This is a genomic window from Dickeya undicola, assembly GCF_000784735.1.
Lineage (GTDB): Bacteria > Pseudomonadota > Gammaproteobacteria > Enterobacterales > Enterobacteriaceae > Dickeya > Dickeya undicola.
The window spans coordinates 1-18,553 of record NZ_JSYG01000049.1 but is presented as its reverse complement, the minus strand read 5'-3'; the positions used below and the strand labels follow the sequence as shown (position 1 = coordinate 18,553).

14 protein-coding genes are annotated in these 18,553 nt (G+C 54.0%); 10 read left to right on the top strand and 4 right to left on the bottom strand.

All coding sequences use genetic code 11. The features are described from left to right. Positions 1-21: 21 nt before the first annotated feature. A complete protein-coding gene (locus OB87_RS18835) occupies positions 22-1,503 on the bottom strand; it encodes an efflux transporter outer membrane subunit (RefSeq protein WP_033570903.1) in 1,482 nt (493 codons plus the stop codon). A 125-nt stretch (positions 1,504-1,628) separates the two neighbouring features. Between OB87_RS18835 and OB87_RS18830 the strand changes: the two genes are divergently transcribed. From OB87_RS18830 to OB87_RS18815, 4 genes are all read left to right on the top strand, one after another. Continuing rightward, on the top strand, positions 1,629-2,246 hold the full coding sequence (locus OB87_RS18830) for a TetR/AcrR family transcriptional regulator (protein ID WP_033570902.1): 618 nt from the start codon (positions 1,629-1,631) through the stop codon (positions 2,244-2,246). A 93-nt stretch (positions 2,247-2,339) separates the two neighbouring features. Beyond that, on the top strand, positions 2,340-3,455 hold the full coding sequence (locus OB87_RS18825; RefSeq protein WP_033570901.1) for an efflux RND transporter periplasmic adaptor subunit: 1,116 nt from the start codon (positions 2,340-2,342) through the stop codon (positions 3,453-3,455). Beyond that, complete coding sequence (locus OB87_RS18820) at positions 3,452-6,517, top strand: efflux RND transporter permease subunit (protein WP_033570900.1); 3,066 nt, start codon at positions 3,452-3,454, stop codon at positions 6,515-6,517. Before OB87_RS18825 ends, OB87_RS18820 begins: the two co-directional genes overlap by 4 nt. Before the next feature lie 42 nt (positions 6,518-6,559). After that, positions 6,560-7,366, top strand: coding sequence for an oxidoreductase (locus OB87_RS18815; RefSeq protein ID WP_033570899.1), 807 nt, complete (start codon positions 6,560-6,562; stop codon positions 7,364-7,366). Between the two features lie 225 nt (positions 7,367-7,591). Here OB87_RS18815 and OB87_RS18810 read toward each other — a convergent pair whose 3' ends face one another. The 3 genes from OB87_RS18810 to OB87_RS18800 are packed head-to-tail and all read right to left on the bottom strand — an operon-like array spanning position 7,592 to position 10,482. Then, the gene (locus tag OB87_RS18810; protein ID WP_033570898.1) at positions 7,592-8,884 is read right to left on the bottom strand and encodes an NAD(P)/FAD-dependent oxidoreductase; all 1,293 of its coding nucleotides are present in this window, start codon (positions 8,882-8,884) and stop codon (positions 7,592-7,594) included. A 20-nt stretch (positions 8,885-8,904) separates the two neighbouring features. Then, positions 8,905-9,327, bottom strand: coding sequence for a Rid family hydrolase (locus OB87_RS18805; protein ID WP_033570897.1), 423 nt, complete (start codon positions 9,325-9,327; stop codon positions 8,905-8,907). Positions 9,328-9,342: 15 nt separating this feature from the next. Further along, positions 9,343-10,482, bottom strand: coding sequence for a tyramine oxidase subunit B (locus OB87_RS18800; RefSeq protein ID WP_033570896.1), 1,140 nt, complete (start codon positions 10,480-10,482; stop codon positions 9,343-9,345). 187 nt (positions 10,483-10,669) lie between these two features. On the opposite strand from OB87_RS18800, the gene OB87_RS18795 reads away from it, so the two are divergent. The 6 genes from OB87_RS18795 to OB87_RS18770 all read left to right on the top strand — a co-directional run bounded on the left by OB87_RS18795 (position 10,670) and on the right by OB87_RS18770 (position 17,987). Then, the gene (locus OB87_RS18795) at positions 10,670-11,503 is read left to right on the top strand and encodes an AraC family transcriptional regulator (protein ID WP_033570895.1); all 834 of its coding nucleotides are present in this window, start codon (positions 10,670-10,672) and stop codon (positions 11,501-11,503) included. A 144-nt stretch (positions 11,504-11,647) separates the two neighbouring features. After that, positions 11,648-13,030 (top strand): APC family permease, encoded by a 1,383-nt coding sequence (locus OB87_RS18790; RefSeq protein ID WP_033570894.1) that lies wholly within the window; start codon positions 11,648-11,650, stop codon positions 13,028-13,030. 268 nt (positions 13,031-13,298) lie between these two features. Beyond that, positions 13,299-14,291, top strand: coding sequence for a helix-turn-helix domain-containing protein (locus tag OB87_RS18785; protein WP_033570893.1), 993 nt, complete (start codon positions 13,299-13,301; stop codon positions 14,289-14,291). A gap of 56 nt (positions 14,292-14,347) precedes the next feature. Then, a complete protein-coding gene (locus tag OB87_RS18780) occupies positions 14,348-15,283 on the top strand; it encodes a SphA family protein (protein WP_081977420.1) in 936 nt (311 codons plus the stop codon). Between the two features lie 10 nt (positions 15,284-15,293). Continuing rightward, the gene (locus OB87_RS18775) at positions 15,294-16,505 is read left to right on the top strand and encodes an MFS transporter (RefSeq protein ID WP_033570892.1); all 1,212 of its coding nucleotides are present in this window, start codon (positions 15,294-15,296) and stop codon (positions 16,503-16,505) included. Between the two features lie 33 nt (positions 16,506-16,538). After that, a complete protein-coding gene (locus OB87_RS18770) occupies positions 16,539-17,987 on the top strand; it encodes an amidase (RefSeq protein ID WP_033570891.1) in 1,449 nt (482 codons plus the stop codon). Positions 17,988-18,553: the final 566 nt, after the last annotated feature.

Here is an 18,553-nt window from a genome sequence, read left to right as displayed (position 1 = left end):
ACTCAGTGTTATGAATAAAATTTAAACGCCATGACTGCGGTGCTGTTCGGGAGCGGCTGCCTTGGTTTCATCGGGTTGCCAGCCGCCGCCAAGCGCTTTGAATGCCGCAACCGCCGCACGAGCGGACTCGGTTTGCGCCTGTAGTCGCGAATCGGAGGCCCGCAGCATACTTTCGTCGGCCTGCAACACCTCTATCAGGCTGAGGGTGCCGTGTTGGTAGGCCGCAAACGCGGCATCCCGCGCCTGGCTGAGCGAGTCAACCCCGTGGGTCAGTATCCGGGCCTGCTCTTCATGGTTAACCAGCGCCGAGAAGGCGTTTTCCACATCCTCCGAAGCCTGTAATACCGCCAGGCGATAGGCTGCCAGCATTTCGGCTTCCTCGCCTTTGGCCTGGTTGATCTGTGCGTTGATGCGGCCAAAATCGAATAGCCGCCAGCGCAGGCCTATCACACCGGACGATTGGCTGGCACCGTTGCTAAACAGGTTGCCGCTGGATACCGTTGTTGCGCTGCCGAGCAGCCCACTTAGGGAAAATTTCGGGTAATACTCGGCAACGGCAGCACCGATACGTGCGTTGGATGCGGCTAAGCGACGCTCAGCCACGATCAGGTCTGGCCGACGTCGAAGCAGTTCACCCGGCGAACCGGTCGCGGCGATTTGCGGAGCGGCAGGGATGGTGCTCGCTTCCGCCAGCACAGCCCGGTATGTACCCGGTGCCGACCCCAACATCACATCCAATGCGTTCATCGCCGTATCCAGCGCGGTCTGTAAAACGGGGACCGATGCCTGCACCTGCGCCAACGCACCTTCGGCTTGCTTTACCTGAAGCTCCGCCGCCAGCCCTTTGCCATACAAGCGGTTGATGGTTGCGAGCAGATCCTGCTCTGTCTGTACCTGCCGTTGGGCGACATTCAGACGGGCTTGTAATCCACGAATGGTGATGTAGATGTCGGCAGTCTGTGCCGCGACCGCCAAACGCGTTGCCACCGCCCCCGCTTCAGAGGCCTGATACTCGGCAAGAGCCGCTTCCCGCCCACGGCGCAGGCCGCCGAATAGATCCAGTTCCCAACTGGCACCGAGATTGGCCTCGTAAGCATTACCGTAGCGGTCGAAATTCGGCGTTGAATTCAATACTTTCCCCAACGGGGTTTCGACAGACTGGTAAGCTCTGCCCGCCTGACTGGAAATGCTGCCGGAAGGGAGCAGTGCGGCATTTGCTGCGCCAAGACCGGCACGCGCCTGCATCACACGCGCAGAAGCCTGCGCAAGAGTGAGGTTCTGCTGCAACGCCTGTGTGACAAATCGCGTTAATTGCGGATCGCCGAACCCCTCCCACCAGGTCACGAGTTCAGCATGGGCGGCTGTTCGGCGTTGCTCGACAGCGTCTTGCCCAAGGTATTTTTCCTGTGTTGGCACAACAGGCCGGGTGTAATCAGGGCCGACTGCGCAACCAGCTAACAGACCAGCCACGCTAAGGACAATAAGGGAGGGTTTAGGTAACATCATTTTTCCACCGTAGACACTGTGCTGAATTGTGACCATATTACAAATTGGTCACTCGTTGTCAACGAGAAGGTCAGGGGGTAAACTTCCCCCCTGTGTATTACGTCAGGGGCAAATTGCAAACTATGAGTAAAGAAAACCCTTATCCCGTGTCGAACCGGGGCCCGGCTGATCATGATGTACGGGATCAGATAGTGAGCGCCGCAACTGAGCACTTCAAACTTTATGGCTATGAAAAAACTACGGTTTCTGACCTCGCCAAAGCCATCGGTTTTTCCAAAGCCTACATTTACAAGTTCTTCTCATCCAAGCAGGTGATTGGCGAGATGATTTGCGCCAACTGCCTGCGAGAGATCGAATCGGAAGTGCGTGCCGCCGTTGAGGAGGCCGATCAACCGCCGGAAAAATTGCGACAAATGTTTAAGACCATCGTCGAAGCCAGCCTGCGTTTGTTCTTCCAGGACAGAAAGCTTTATGAAATTGCCGCTTCCTCCGCCAGCGAGCGCTGGCAGTCAGCGATCGCCTATGAAGAACGCATCCAGACACTGCTGCATGATATTTTGTTGGAAGGCCGACAAAGCGGAGATTTTGAACGAAAAACGCCGCTGGATGAAACGGTTGCTGCGATTTATCTCGTCATACGGCCGTACCTTAACCCACTGATATTGCAGCATAGTTTCGATTATGCCGAGAAGGCACCGGCACAGCTGTCCAGCCTGATACTGCGTAGCTTATCGCCTTAGTTCAGCGGCAGACATGAAATAGTGACTATTGACTAAATTGGTCACATGATTAAAGATGAGTCTCCTGATTAATCCGTCAAGGGGACTCTACATATGGCTCGTCGCCGCCTCCTTTCACTTGCAGTCATCTGCGCATTGCCGTTTGCCCTGGCCGCCTGCGGCGAAAAAGCGCCCTCCGACCCGCGAACCCAGGCACCATTGGTACGCACCGCAACGGTACGAGGCTCAGAGGTTGAGTCTCGGACATTCACCGGAACGGTCGCTGCCAGAATAGAGAGTGATTTAGGCTTTCGGGTTTCCGGCAAAGTGCTGGAACGACTGGTCGATACAGGTCAAGCCGTTAAACGTGGTCAACCGTTGATGCGCCTTGACCCTATCGATCTGGAACTTGCTGCTCGCGCGCAGCAGGAAGCGGTTGTCGCCGCGCGTGCTCGGGCACTGCAAACCGCAGAAGATGAAGCCCGCTACCGCGACCTGCGCGGCACCGGTGCGATATCGTCATCTGCTTATGATCAGGTGAAAGCTGCGGCGGACGCGGCCAAAGCTCAGCTCAGTGCAGCACAAGCCCAGGCCGACGTGGCCCGCAATGCCAGCCGCTATGCGGTCCTGGTCGCCGACGGTGACGGCATCGTCATGGACACGCTGGCCGAACCTGGCCAGGTGGTTAACGCCGGACAGACCGTAGTCCGTCTGGCTCAGTCCGGGCAGCGTGAGGCGATTATCCAGTTACCGGAAACGCTGCGTCCCGCGCTCGGTTCGACCGGGCTGGCGACACGCTTTGGCCAGACCGGCACCGGTAGTCCTGCCACTCTGCGACAACTTTCCAACACGGCAGACAAGCTGACGCGTACATTCGAGGCGCGCTACGTACTGCAAGGTGAACTGGCTGACGCCCCGTTGGGAACCACGGTGATGGTCCGCATCCTTGACCCGCAATCCACGACGCAGGGCAGCCTGCAAGTGCCGCTGGCCGCTTTGTTTGACGCTGGCAAAGGGCCGGGCGTGTGGGTGATTCACGGCGAACCGGCGGCGGTAGCCTGGCGTCCGGTCACCATTCAGAATATGAGCGACGACACTGCACGCGTCACCGGCCAGATACAGCAAGGTGAACAGATCGTCGCGCTCGGCGCACACCTGCTGCACGAAGGTGAAGCGGTGCGGGTCGCTGAGGTTGCCGCCACCACTGCTGCTGTGGGAGGCCGCCCGTGAGTGAAAGTCGTTTCAATCTGTCGGCGCTCGCGGTACGCGAACGCGCCATTACGTTGTTTCTGATCGTCCTGATCTCCGTCGCCGGTATCCTCGCGTTTTTTCAGCTCGGACGGGCGGAAGATCCGCCGTTTACCATCAAACAGATGACGATCATCACCGCCTGGCCGGGAGCCACGGCGCAGGAGATGCAGGATCAGGTTGCCGAACCGCTGGAAAAACGCCTGCAGGAGCTGCGCTGGTATGACCGTACGGAAACCTACACCCGTCCTGGTCTGGCTATCACCATGCTTTCTCTGCTTGACAGCGCGCCGCCTTCGGAGATTCAGGAGGAGTTTTATCAGGCGCGTAAAAAGATGGGTGATGAAGCCAAGAAATTGCCTGCTGGCGTCATCGGCCCCCTCATCAACGACGAATATGCTGACGTGACGTTCGCGCTGTTTGCACTCAAAGCCAAAGGCGAACCGCAGCGGCTACTGGCACGGGATGCGGAATCATTACGCCAGCAACTGCTGCACGTTCCTGGGGTGAAGAAGGTCAATATCATCGGCGAGCAGCCTGAACGCATTTTCGTTTCGTTCTCCCACGACCGCCTGGCGACGCTGGGCGTCACGCCACAGGATATCTTCGCTGCGCTCAATAACCAGAACGTACTGACCCCGGCTGGCTCCATCGAGACTAAAGGGACGCAGGTGTTTGTGCGTGTCGACGGCGCGTTCGATAACCTGGAGAAAATCCGCCAGACTCCTATTGTGGCGCAAGGGCGGACGCTGAAACTTTCGGATGTGGCCACCGTCGAGCGCGGTTATGAAGACCCTTCGACCTTCATGGTGCGCAACAACGGCGAGCCGGCGCTGTTGCTGGGCGTCGTGATGCGTGACGACTGGAACGGTCTGAAGCTCGGCCAGGCGCTTGAAGCGGAAGTCACTAATATCAACGCAGGGCTTCCCCTGGGCATGACCTTGAGCAAAGTGACCGACCAGGCCGTCAACATCAGTTCGGCGGTCGACGAGTTCATGGTCAAATTCTTCGTCGCGTTGCTGGTCGTGATGGTGGTGTGTTTTCTCAGCATGGGCTGGCGTGTCGGTATCGTCGTCGCCGCCGCAGTGCCGCTGACGCTGGCGGCGGTGTTCGTCATCATGGCTGCCACCGGCAAGAATTTCGACCGCATCACGCTGGGGTCGCTGATTCTGGCGCTGGGCTTGCTGGTGGATGACGCCATCATCGCCATCGAAATGATGGTGGTGAAAATGGAAGAAGGTTATAGCCGCATCAAAGCGTCGGCCTATGCCTGGAGCCACACGGCGGCCCCGATGCTTTCCGGTACGCTGGTAACGGCTATCGGCTTTATGCCGAACGGGTTCGCCCGCTCCACCGCCGGTGAATACACCAGCAATATGTTCTGGATCGTCGGCATCGCGCTGATCGCGTCCTGGGTAGTGGCGGTGGCGTTCACCCCTTATCTCGGGGTGAAGATGTTGCCGGATATCAAGAAGGTCGAGGGCGGACACGACGCCATCTACAACACCCGTAATTACAACCGCTTTCGGCAGGTGCTGGGGCTTGTTATTGCCCGCAAATGGATCGTCGCCGGTGCGGTCATCACGCTGTTCGTGGTATCGGTGCTTGGCATGGGAGCCGTCAAGAAGCAGTTCTTCCCGACGTCCGACCGGCCAGAGGTCCTTGTCGAAGTGCAGATGCCCTATGGCACGTCGATTGAACAAACCAGTGCCGCCACCGCGAAAGTCGAAGCCTGGCTGGCACAACAGCAAGAAGCGCGGATCGTGACGTCCTACATCGGCCAGGGTGCGCCGCGTTTCTTCCTGGCAATGTCGCCTGAATTGCCCGATCCGTCGTTCGCCAAAATCGTAGTGCTGGCCGGTAACGACAAAGAACGCGAAACCCTCAAGTTCAGGTTGCGCGAGGCGATAGCCGGCGGCTTAGCACCGGAAGCACAGGTACGTGTCACGCAGATCGTGTTTGGCCCGCCGTCGCCGTTTCCCGTCGCCTACCGCGTCATGGGGCCGGATCCGGACACGCTGCGCGCCATCGCCGATGAAGTCGGGGCGGTGATGCGTGCCAGCCCGATGATGCGTACCGTCAATACGGATTGGGGACCGCGTGTTCCAACCTTGCACTTCACGCTCAACCAGGACCGTCTCCAGGCGGTAGGGCTGACCACTAACTCGGTGTCCTTGCAACTGCAATTCCTGCTGAGCGGCGTACCGATTACGGAGGTGCGCGAAGATATTCGTTCGGTGCAGGTCGTCGGCCGCGCGGCGGGTGATATCCGCCTTGATCCCGCCAGGATCGCCGACTTTACCTTAGTCGGTTCCGCCGGGCAGCGCATCCCGTTGTCTCAGGTGGGGGCGGTCGATGTGCGCATGGAAGACCCGATCCTGCGACGCCGTGACCGCACGCCGACCATCACGGTTCGCGGCGACATCGCCGAAGGGCTGCAACCGCCGGATGTTTCCACCGCTATCATGACGCAGTTGCAGCCGATCATCGCGCGTCTTCCGGCAGGCTACCGGATTGAACAGGCCGGTTCGATCGAGGAATCCGCCAAGGCGACCCAAGCCATGCTGCCGCTTTTCCCGATCATGATTGCTCTCACGCTGCTCATCATCATTCTGCAGGTGCGTTCTATTGCGGCGATGGTGATGGTATTCCTGACCAGCCCGCTGGGTTTGATCGGCGTGGTGCCGACCCTGCTGCTGTTCCAGCAACCGTTCGGCATCAACGCGCTGGTTGGCCTTATCGCCTTATCGGGGATCCTGATGCGTAACACGCTGATACTGATAGGGCAGATCCACCACAACGAACAGGAGGGGCTGGATCCGTTCCGTGCCGTCGTCGAAGCCACCGTACAACGAGCCAGACCGGTGCTGCTGACGGCGCTGGCGGCCATTCTGGCGTTCATCCCGCTCACCCACTCGGTGTTCTGGGGAACGCTGGCCTACACACTGATTGGCGGTACGTTGGCCGGGACAATCCTGACGCTGGTGTTCCTGCCAGCCATGTATTCCATCTGGTTCAAGATCAGGGCGGTCCGTCATCCGTGATCCGTAAATTCACTCCTATTATCTGATTTGAGAGGGTTTGTTATGTCAAAACAAAAGGTTGTGGTGGTTACCGGTGTGTCATCAGGCATAGGACGTGCCGTAGCACAGAAATTTGCCAGCCAGGGCTGTGTGGTTTTCGGCACCGTGCGCAACATCAACACCGCGAATGCTTTGCCCGGTGTGGAACTGATCGAAATGGATGTGCGTGATGACGACACAGTACAACGTGGCTTTCAGTCTATCGTTGAGCGAGCTCAACGCATCGATGTGCTAATCAATAACGCGGGAACAAGCTTAGTCGGCGCAGTGGAAGAGACGTCGACGGCGGAAGCCGCCGCCTTGTTCGATACCAACGTGTTCAGTATTTTGCGCACGGTACAGGCGGTGCTGCCGCTCATGCGAGCGCAGGGTAGCGGGCGAATCGTCAATGTCAGTTCGGTGCTTGGTTTCCTCCCGGCACCTTATATGGGGTGGTACTCTGCCTCCAAACATGCGGTGGAGGGACTCACGGAAAGTCTGGATCACGAAGTACGCCAGTTTGGTATCCGCGTTACGCTGGTGGAGCCGTCCTTCACCCGAACCAATCTGGATATCAATGCGCCGCAGGCCAGCGCCCAAATCGACAGCTACGATCGCGAGCGGGAGCAGGCATCACGTGCCATTGTCAACAGTGTCAACAGTGCTCCCGATCCTGAAGGGGTAGCAACCACGATTGTTGATGCGGCTCTGGGGCCGTGGCAGATGCGCCGTACCCCGTCGGGGCAGGCCTCTCTATTGCGTAAATTGCGTCGCTTTATGCCTGCTGGGCCTGTCGACGCCAGTTTACGCAAAACTTTCGGGCTCAGTTGAAAATCCAGTTAGCCCTTAAACCATCAGCATGTTAGGAGGATATACGCTATGAGTACGGGAAACACTGTGTGCATCGTCGTGACAGGAACCGGTGTTGTCGGGCCATTGGGGGGGAACCGAAACCGTTTGGTACGTTGAATACCGCAACGACGGCATACAGACTCGTATCACCTACACCTTAGCGTTTTCGCTTAACTTGAAGTGCGCGACAAATCGCGCACGTTGTCAAAAACGAGAAAATCGATATGGCTTTGGGTCAATCAACGGCGTATGGCCTGATACCAGGTCAGCAGCCAACTGCCCTGCGGCAGGCGATGTACCGAAACCGTGGCCGGAAAAACCCGTTGCCAGCGTCAGACCCGGCAATGCGGCTACCTCCCCGATCACCGGGTTGGAGTCCGGCGTGACATCGATTACGCCAGCCCACGCCTGTGCCAGTTCCGCCTGCTCGAATACCGGCCAGGCTGCACGCAGGTTGCGCATCGCTTCCTGATTCAGCGCCGGATTAGCAGCAGGATCAAGCGTGCGAATACGTTCAAATGGCGAGAGGTGATCACTGTGCCAGCGGCGAGCCAGCGCCAAATCTTTAACAAAATATTTGCCAAGTGAAATGCGCAGGTTGTCACGCGCCTGACGTAGCTGCGGCAGATAACGCATTCCAATCAGCAGATGATCGAGCGTGAGCGGTGCATCCAGTGCGCCACGCTGAGTAATGACAAAACCGCCATCCTGATGTTTACGAAATGAGAAATCTGGTGCGCCGACTGCAATAGTGGTCGGCCCTTCCAGCGGTTTCGTGCGCATCACCGAACAAATCAATGGTAGCGTGGGTAAGGAAACCCCCAGATTGCCAAGGAAGCGCCGTGACCAGGCACCCGCCGCCAGCAGAACGTGCTCGCAGCGAATCTCACCTCGCTCGGTGACAACACCACTCACCTTACCACCACTTGTCACAAGTGTACGTACTGCACACTGCTCGACAATGATCGCACCTTTGGCGATAGCGGCACGAGCGATCGCGCTTGCCGCCAGCGTTGGCTCAGCGCGACCATCAGAAGCGGTAAAAATTCCCCCAGCCCATGTTCCTTTTCCTCCTGGTACTCGCTCGGCAATGTCTGCTTTACTCAGCAGTAGGGTATCCAGCGCAAGCGGTGCGACCGCGTTATACCAACTTTCATGTAACGCCATCTGTGCTTCACTGCGGGCAATAAACATAATGCCTGCCTGACGATAACCCACATCGCAGCCAACACGCTCCGCCATTCCCGCCCACAGGCGGTCAGCCGCCTGCGCCAGTGGGATGTCATCGGCGGCACGGCTGGTTTTACGAATCCAGCCCAGATTACGTGATGACTGCTCACCTGCGATACGTCCTTTCTCCAGCACCACCACCGGAATATTGCGTTCCGCCAGCGTCAGTGCAGCCGTTAAACCGACAATGCCACCGCCAATAATGACTACTGTCGTGGATTCAGGAAAGTCAGATGATGTGGTAACAGGGGTAATTTCCGGTGACATAGCGCGCCTCCTGTTGCGCTTTACAGCGCAACGGTTATTTCCTGAACATCCGCACTGGCGGCCCCACGGTACGCCGTGACCTCCAGTTCCACTTTATAGACTGTTGAGCCCAGTGGTGGGCACGTCACCGTGGTGGCAGGGTTGATACCCCGAAACTTATCTCCGATGATGGACATGACTGTTGGCACATCGTCTGGATCCTGAATAAAGACCCGCGAGAACACGACATCGTTCAGCGATGCATCAATGGCTGCCAGCGCGGCTTCAATATTGGCGAATACCTGTAATGTCTGTTCGCTGACCTCTGCCGGAATTTCCTTACTGACGGGATTGCGTCCAGCGGTATTAGAGACATAAATCCAGTTATCCACCGCGACAATTCGCGAATAGCTGCCCATTTCTTCAAATTTCGAGCCAGTTTTTACTTTAATAATACTCGTCATGCTGATGTCCCTTAATTAGCTCAGTACCGGGGTTTCCCACAGGTTTAATTTCACGCCGATGTCGTTTGCCAGTGCATTGCGATAGACCACCGTTCCCCAGGCAACGTCTTCTACCGGCATCCCCCCCACCGACATGATGATAATTTCGTCATCGTTCTGACGCCCCGGTGCGTCACCGGCGACGATTTTACCGATATCTTCCAACTGGTCCGCCGTCAGTTTCCCTTCGGCAATCATGTCCATAAAGCGCACACCGATAACCGGAATCGTTTTATGGGCGGGCTTGGGTACTTCTTCGAACCACGCCTGATAGAGGCCGGTGTTATCCAGTACTTTACGCACATCACTTTGCTCCATTCCGGCGTCGATGTTGCACAATGCTGGCATGGCAAGAAAGGCACCCGGTTTAACCCATTCACGTTTCACCAGTGGATAGCTGTCAGGATCACCGACTTCGCCAGAGCTGCAATACGTGACAATATCCGAATCCCGCACTACGGCTTCCAATGTATCTACGACGTCAATGTGTTTGATTTGTGGGTGAGTTTTTTGTACCCAGGTGATGAAGTTATCGAGGCTACGCTGACCACGCCCTTTCACTTTGATGGTATCAATCTGTGGGCAGACGGAGATAAACGCTGACACTGAGGTTTTCCCCATCACGCCTGGACCCAGCAGGCCAATTACTCGGGCGTCTTTGCGCGCCAGATGACGAGCCCCAACACCGGGTATCGCACCGGTACGATAGGCCGAGAGCAGATTAGCCGACATATGCGCCAACGGTGCACCGGTATCAGCATCGCTGAGTGTGAACATCAGAATGGAACGCGGTAGCCCCTTTTCGCGGTTGGCGATGTTCGAGCCATACCATTTCACCCCGGCGGTGCAAAAACTGCCGCCAAGGTAGGCGGGCATCGCCATCAAACGGCGATCGGCCGTGGGCTTCGGCATGGTGGGGAATGGCGAGTTTTCCGGGAACGTCACCATTGCGCCGTGTGAATCGTTATTCGCGCCAGCCATGCGGTAGTCACCCCGATAAAGCAGACCAAACATCTCCTCCATGGTGTTGACACAAGCGGGCATGTCGGTAACCCCCGCACGGATCATGTCCTGCTCCGACAAGTAGATAAAATCAATCCGGGTTGAATCAGTCATGGTCTGGCCCCTTCAGTTTTATTTTTGGTCTTAATGATGATTCCCGTCGTCATGAATGCGACGGGCGTGCAAGTGAATGGCAATAAGAAATACGTGACTGCATCCCCCCTGTATTGAATATTTGCGACATGTGTATGGCATGAGGATTGCATTATTTTTGTCGGTTCAGCCCATATCGGAGCGAGTCATGTCTGAAAATGCCCTTTGTCGCCCAGTTGGAGGCTTTCTCCCTGAACAACCGTGGTTTGTGCTGAATTCAGCGCAGCATTACTCGGTGATTGCCTCAGAAAATCCAGCAATTTCACATTTTTACAGCTTCGATTTAGCACAAACAGCAGGAGTGACACTGGCGGTGCCTGATGGATGCGTCGATATTCTGTTTGATTGTGATCCGTTTAATCCCAAGGGCCGTGTCTGCGGCACTACTCTGGAAGCACGCGGTGCAGCTATACAATACAAGCATCATTATTTTGGTGTGCGTTTCGCGCCGGGCGTTATTCCCGACTTTCTTGATGTGATGGCAGAGGAAATCCCTGATCAGGAATTCAACTTTCTTGAGGTAGTGCCTGATGCCCGGTTGGCGTTCGAAGAAATTGTGCAAGAAATTGATTTATCTCGTCAAATTTCGTTATTTAATGCCCATTTCACGCCAAGGCTGGTGCGTAAGTCTTCACCTGTCACTACTTCCATTATTCGGGCAATGGTGCAGCAAAAGGGGAATATCCGTATCGATCAACTGGAAACGTTGACCGGCTATACGTGCCGGACTATTCAGCGACAGTTCCGCCAGGACACCGGGCTATCACCGAAAGCATTTAGCCGTATTTTGCGCGGCCAGTCCGCACTACACCGCATTCATTTACAAGAAGATATTTCTTTTAGCAACCTGGCGTTTGACCTCGGTTTTAGCGACCAGTCGCACTTTTTGCGCGAATTCAAGAAGTTCGTCAGTATCACACCGTGCGATTATCAACGGCACATTGCCGACGATGCGCTACTCCATCGCCTGCGCTACCACTAAGCACTACAACGGTGCAAGCCTGCACCGTTGCTCTGTCCGATTTTTTCTATCCGCGTAAACGGGGAAATGATTCAGTGAAGTTACCTGCTTCAGGCGACGCAGATTGTCTGAAAAACTTCACTCTCTTTCACGGAGACGCTAACGATGAACAACGATAATGGGTTACGCAAAAATACGTTGGGCTTATTTTCCCTGGTCTTTTTTGTGGTCGCAGCCGCATCGCCTTTGACTGGCGTGGTCGGTGGCCTGCCGATAGCGATTATTTCCGGCAATGGCGGCGGCATTCCGGTGTTTTATATTCTGTCGTGCATTATTTTGATGACGTTTGCGGTGGGTTTTATCGCCATGAGCCGCTACGTCAATAATGCCGGTGCTTTCTATACCTACATCTCCAAGGGGTTGGGCGACCACTGGGGGGCATCCGCCTCCGTGCTGGCGCTGATGGCCTATGCTTCCATTCAGGTGGCGATTGTTGCCATGCTCGGTTTTTTTACTCAGCTGTTTCTGGAGGAGCATGTCAGCCTGCATCTTCCCTGGTGGACGCTGAGCATGGTATTCACGGTGATTGCCTGGGTGCTGGGCATCAAGCGCGTTGAGGTGGGGGGCAAGTTGCTGGGCGTGCTGATGTTGGCTGAAGTGGCTATCGTACTGTTGACTGATGTCATGCTGCTGGTAAAGAAAGCCGGTTCCTACACCGTCGAATCGTTTGAACCTTCGGTGTTCATGCACGGTAACCTCGGTATCGCCTTTATTTTTACTATCGCTTCCTTTATCGGTTTTGAATCAACAGCCATTTACGCCGAAGAGTGCCGGGACCCGCAGAAAACCGTACCGCGCGCCACCCTCTGTGCCTTGCTGCTGATCACCGCCTTTTTCTGTTTTACCAGTTGGTCACTGGTGCAGGCATATGGCTTCGATGACATCGTCGCCATTGCCAGCAAAGACCCCGGTAATTTTGTCTTCAATATTACTCGCCAGTATGTCGGGCAGTGGGCGGTCGATAGTATGTCAGTACTGCTGATCACCAGCCTGTTCGCCGCCTCTTTGGCCTTCCACAACAACATTTCACGTTATATCTTTAGCATCAGTCGTGATGGTCTGATCTGGAAAGCGCTAAGCAAAACCCACCTAACCAACGGCACCCCACATAATGCCAGCCATCTGCATAGCGTTATCCTGTTGATATTGCTACTTGTAATAGGAAGTATGGGCCTGGATCCGATGGTGCATATCTTTGCTATCGGTTCAGCCGTCGCGACCCTGTGTATTCTTATTCTGCAATTGGGCGTATCTGCTGCGGTGGTGATGTTCTTCCGTCGGATGTCCACTGATGACAGTCGCCTGCAGGTATTCTGGGCACCACTGCTATCAATCGTCTTCATGTCTGTCACTATTATTCTGGTAGTCAGCAATCTGCAAACCCTTAGCGGCAGTGATTCCGTCGTGGTGAAGACGATTCCGTGGTTTATTGCGGCCTGTGCACTGGCGGGATATTACATGTCATCGATGCGTACCGTGAAAATATAAATGACAACCAATAGCTTAATTTCCAAGCACTGATTTCGTCACGACCTATTTATTTAAAAATTTGAGGCAGAAGATGTGTTTTATCTTCTTCTGCCCTTCGACAGACAACCTCTTCATTTGTCACATTGCATCAATGACGCCTGCATTATCCATTTTTAGTAAATCTGCTTGTTGAATATTACTATTATCACAACTGGCGCGATATTTGCTTTCCATTAATTCAATGATCTCCACACGTATTACCGCGAGTTGATGAGAAGGCAATAATATGGCTGAAAACATGACTGACATTGCTAATCCAGAATTGTTCTCGTTTTCCCTGACACATAGACGCTCCCGAAATATTGCTGAGCATGTTGTCAATATTCCAGGTTGGTCACTGCACTATAACCAGTTTACTCAGGGAAAATTCGATGGTCGTCTGACCGTTCTGGAGTTAGATGGTATCCAGTTAATTCGTGAACGCACGACTCAGGCGCTCCTAAAGCAAGGTCAGGCTGTTAAGCATCAGCTATTTACCTTTCCGTTATACCCACCGTCAGACGACTTTTATTGCGCGGGTCATCATATTGACCGTGAACGTCTGCTTGTTGCACCCTCGCACTCTCTGCCCGAGTTACGCGCACCAGAAGCTGTCGATCTGCTTCTTATCAGCGTGGATGAAACCTATTTCCCGACTATTTTTGACGAGATTAACGAGCGGATGTTACATGCACCTCGTCTATTTCCGCTGGTTAATCATGATAACCTCGCACGCTGGCGTATGCTCAGCGACAGTATTGAAATCAGTGAAGACAATACCCGCCGTCCTGCATTACTGACATTCGCGGCAGTCCGTCAGGCTATTAGAGATACCGTTCTCATTTATCTCTCTGAAATGATTGAACCTGAATGTGCTATCGCCTTAACAGACAGTGCCAAAAAGCGCATTGTGGATCGTGCGCGTGAATACATGATGGCGCATCGTGATAACCCACCCTCTATTCTGGATGTCTGTAAACATGCGGGAGCGAGCCGACGTAAGCTTCAGTACTGCTTTCAGGAAACGCTGGGAATTAATCCTATTAGTTATTTACGCGTATTACGTCTCAATGGTGCGCATCATGACCTATTAGAGGGCGCTACAACTGTGCAAGACACTGCCTGTCACTGGGGGTTCTGGCATCTCAGCCGCTTCGCGAATGATTATCGCCAGCTTTTTGGGGAGTATCCATCAACTACATTAAATCGGTCCTGCAACAATTTTGCTAATTTCGGATAACAGCAAGCTGTTTTATTGCCTACTCTGGATTCACAATAGAATCAGGAGATGGCAGCATGAAGATGAATTATCGCAGCAAATTAGCATCATTTAGCTTCTTTTTACCTCTTTTTTGTGGGCTTGCCGTAACCCCGGCGATGGCAACAGAAAATGGAACGCCCTCTACTGCCGCAGGAACCTATGATTTTGGTGCGGGTTTTTTACCGCCCACTACCGACCTAGGGACGTTTGGTTCCCGCGTGGCGTATTACAGCGCACATGCCAATCTCGATAACACTGGCAACAAAAAAAATGCGCCATTTTCTTTGCAAGTCCTGTCTATGAGCCTGGTCTGGCTTAAGATGACGGATCAGACGCTATTGGGTGGGCGTTACGGTTTTGGTGTTATCCAGCCGTTTTTCAAAATGGATATGGACATGGTGGCCCAAACACCGATTGGCCCATTACCCCTCAGCGGAGATGCGTTTCGTCAGGCAGATACTCAGGTCTTACCGCTTATCCTTGGTTGGATGCCTTCTCAGAATTTTGCGATCAACACCCAATTTCAGATTCAGGCACCGACCGGTGACTACGATAAAAACCGGTTAGTTAACCCTGGACTCAATCATTGGGTTTTTTCTCCCATGCTTAACGCCACCTATATCACGAACAGCGGTTTTGAGGTTTCGTCGAGTTTTCAAGTTGATTTCAATTCTGAAAACCACGAGACACGGTATCGCAACGGTACAGAATATCGTTACGAATATGCTGCGGGGCAGCACATTGGTGCCTGGACAGTAGGTCTTGGCGGTTACTACTACAACCAATTCAGTGATGACCGGAGTAACACACTGATAACGGGTAACCGTTCACGGACATTTGCCTATGGCCCTGCGGTGAGTTACTTCTCCCCAACCGGTCCTTCTTTCTGGATTCACACCTACAAAGAAGATGACAGCCGTAACCGCACCCAGGGCTACACCATCGCTTTACGTGTTGCACAAAGTTTCTGAGGAAAGCGTTATGTCGATAAACACATCATTGTATCGCCCCCGCGCAGGCAAAGAAGGGCTGGTTCTGATTCTTGGTAGCAGCCTGACCATCATGGGATCGGTGATGATTGCAGCCGTGATGCCGAAAATAGCTGCTGAGTTTGGCCCCACAACACCTGGCGCGGATATGTTGATCCCGCTGACCGTCACGGGACCGGCACTTACCATGGCCGTTTTTTCGCCAATGATTGGCTGGTTGGCCGACCGATTTGGGCGAAAAAACCTGCTTATTCTTGCCACGCTTTTATATGCAGTTACCGGCATGTTGCCTGCGTTGCTCGATAGCCTAAGCAGTATAGTGTTCAGTCGACTGGTATTTGGTGCCTGCGAAGCCGCTATCATGACTTGTTGCTCAACCCTGATTGCTGATTATTGGCGTGGCCCAGAGCGAAGCCGTTTCGTTAATTTACAGGTTGTCTCGATTGGTGTTGTCGGTGCGATCTTTTTCATTGTCGGTGGCGCACTAGGTGAGCACTCATGGAGAATGCCCTTCTACCTCTATCTGCTACCGCTGCTGTTAGTCCCGTTTATGATGAAGATACTTTGGGAACCGACGGCTCAAGATCACCGCGAGCATCATGCGCCATCAGCAGCTCAACCGATAAATGTGATGACACTTTTGGCTAATTACGTGCTGGTCTTTGGCGGAATGGTGCTGGCATTTGTTGTGCCGGTACAGACACCCACACTGTTAGTACACTCAGGTGTGACATCCAGCACGCTTATTGGCTTATCTGCGGGGCTGGGATTACTGGCTTCACTGGTAGGATCGCTGTTGTGGCCTCTATTACGTAGCCGATTTGGCATTACGGGCGTTAACGTATTGCTACTGACGCTCGCAGGGATTGGGCTGTGGTTATTGGTACACGCGACCGATTATCAACAGATTCTGGTTGCGGTATTTATCCATGGTGTTGGTATCGGCATGTTGGTTCCTAACACGATGCTGCCTGTGATGAATGCCTTGTCTGAGAAGCACAGGGGGAAGGGCGTAGGCCTGTTTACAGGATGTTTGTATGTCGGTCAATTTGTTAGCCCCTTGATTGTGGCGCTGTTGGCGGGATTGACGCAAGGGCTTGTCGCGTCGATCCAAATATTATCTGTTGCGAGTTTTGGTGGTGCATTGCTGTGGCTGATAAGTAAGCTAAAAAACCGATCTTCCCGTGTGATTGTCGACCGATAACCCTAAAAAAACCATCGATTAAGGAATGTTAATATGAATCCAATCCAACAAATTCTGGATACTGAAGATGGTCTGGGGCTTGCCCACTATGTCAAGTCTGGAGAGGTGACGCCAGGTGAACTACTTGAAGGTGTTATTGCGCGTTTGGAAAAAGTGAACCCACAGATTAATGCTGTCGCTGAAACGCTTTTCGATAGTGCGCGTGAGGTTATCGGACAACCGCAGTTAATGACGGGAACATTTGCAGGGGTTCCAACGTTCGTTAAAGATTTATTTACTGCGGTGAAAGACGCTCGAATGACTAACGGTTCGCTATCCTTGGGTGATGCACATCCAGGGCTGGATGATGAGCTGATATCACGTTACCGCAATGCTGGCATAGTGATTGCCGGGACATCCACATCACCTGAATTTGGCTCCTCATACACGACGGAATCAACACGTTTCGGTGCGACACGCAACCCGTGGAGTCTGGTGCACAGCGCCGGAGGTTCCAGCGGTGGTGCTGCCGCACTCGTTGCTGCCAGAGTTGTTCCCTTCGCACATGGCAATGATGGTGGAGGCTCAATTCGTGTTCCCTCTTCCTGCTGTGGTGTATTTGGCTTGAAACCAACACGTGGACGTATGCCTAGTGGACCATTAGCCGGTGAGGGCTGGGCAGGCATGGGCGTATCGCACGCTATTACCCTATCGGTACGTGACAGCGCCGCGTTACTCGATATTTCGGCTGGTTCTGACTTAGGAGCCCCCTATGCTGCACCCTATCAGGCATCCCCCTTTCTTGACTGTTTGTCACGACCGACCGAAAAATTGCGTATCGCAATGATCGAACATTTATCGCCCTGGATCACGAGTGAACAGGCGCTGAACAGCGTTCGCGCTACCGCAGCCTTGTGTGAACAACTGGGACACCACGTGGAGCTTGTCTCGCTGCCCGTCGACGCCGAGCAATTCTACAATGACGCATTTACGATTATCAGCGTGAACACGCAGGCTTATGTTGACATGCTGGGTAATATCCGTGGGCAACCTGTGTCATTTGAGGAAGTGGAGCCGAGAACTCGTGTGATGCTGCGGGAACGAGGTCGCATACCAGGAACCGACTATGTGATGGCCGTGAATGCTATACACGCGCTGGGACGTCGCTTTGCCCATTTCATGACACAATACGACTTGATTCTCACACCAACGCTGACACAGGCCCCGCCGCTCATCGGTCAACTGGATGCCTTTGATGATACCCTGAGCCTGCGTGATGTTATTGAAGGGTTTCATCGTTATTGTCCGTTTACCGCATTATTTAACGCTACGGGGCAGCCCGCCATGTCCGTTCCGCTTTACTGGACACCAGAAGGGTTACCGCTTGGTTCACACTTTGCCGCCCGTTTTGGTGATGAGCAGACACTGCTGTCACTCGCGGCTGAGCTGGAGCGTGTGAAACCGTGGGCGAAGCGGATACCCTTTGTTAATGCTATGAGCTAATACCGCCATTGGGGGCTAAAAAAGCAATAAAGGGCTACCTATGCAAATATACCCAAAATAATTCGAGTTGCAGGACAAAACGTATTGCGTTTTGAACAACGCGAAGCGTTGGCCCTTCAGGGCAAGGCTCATGTGAGCCTTGTAACGCGGCAGATGAGTGACAAATTCGTTGGGAACGAATTTGACCAGCCAACGGCTGGCCTCTGGTGAGAGACAGGATGTCTCTCATTTCATCCCCAGGCGCTTACATAAGTAAGTGACTGGGGTGAGTGACAAATTGGCGTAAGCCGATTTGAACGCTGCTTGCAGCGGCCCCGAAGGGGCGAGGCCCATGAAATGGGCCGAGTAACGCAGCCAACGCACCTGCAACTTGAAGTATGACGGGTATAAATAGCTGCGCGGAATAGTGCTCCATTTTCGGCCAGCCCTTGCAGGGTAAGGCGTTGGAGCTGCTTTCTCTGTCTGGTTGCGCTGCATCGGGCCTCGGATGTGTTGCCCTTACGCAACATGCCACTGCCAGTAAACGGTAGGTATAGCGGTATTAGGCGCTAATGAAATGGACACCT

Coding starts and splice junctions, on each gene's coding strand:
- OB87_RS18835 (WP_033570903.1), bottom strand. CDS start 1,503: ATGTTACCTAAACCCTCCCTTATTGTCCTTAGCGTGGCTGGTCTGTTA.
- OB87_RS18830 (WP_033570902.1), top strand. CDS start 1,629: ATGAGTAAAGAAAACCCTTATCCCGTGTCGAACCGGGGCCCGGCTGAT.
- OB87_RS18825 (WP_033570901.1), top strand. CDS start 2,340: ATGGCTCGTCGCCGCCTCCTTTCACTTGCAGTCATCTGCGCATTGCCG.
- OB87_RS18815 (WP_033570899.1), top strand. CDS start 6,560: ATGTCAAAACAAAAGGTTGTGGTGGTTACCGGTGTGTCATCAGGCATA.
- OB87_RS18810 (WP_033570898.1), bottom strand. CDS start 8,884: ATGTCACCGGAAATTACCCCTGTTACCACATCATCTGACTTTCCTGAA.
- OB87_RS18805 (WP_033570897.1), bottom strand. CDS start 9,327: ATGACGAGTATTATTAAAGTAAAAACTGGCTCGAAATTTGAAGAAATG.
- OB87_RS18800 (WP_033570896.1), bottom strand. CDS start 10,482: ATGACTGATTCAACCCGGATTGATTTTATCTACTTGTCGGAGCAGGAC.
- OB87_RS18795 (WP_033570895.1), top strand. CDS start 10,670: ATGTCTGAAAATGCCCTTTGTCGCCCAGTTGGAGGCTTTCTCCCTGAA.
- OB87_RS18790 (WP_033570894.1), top strand. CDS start 11,648: ATGAACAACGATAATGGGTTACGCAAAAATACGTTGGGCTTATTTTCC.
- OB87_RS18785 (WP_033570893.1), top strand. CDS start 13,299: ATGGCTGAAAACATGACTGACATTGCTAATCCAGAATTGTTCTCGTTT.
- OB87_RS18780 (WP_081977420.1), top strand. CDS start 14,348: ATGAAGATGAATTATCGCAGCAAATTAGCATCATTTAGCTTCTTTTTA.
- OB87_RS18775 (WP_033570892.1), top strand. CDS start 15,294: ATGTCGATAAACACATCATTGTATCGCCCCCGCGCAGGCAAAGAAGGG.
- OB87_RS18770 (WP_033570891.1), top strand. CDS start 16,539: ATGAATCCAATCCAACAAATTCTGGATACTGAAGATGGTCTGGGGCTT.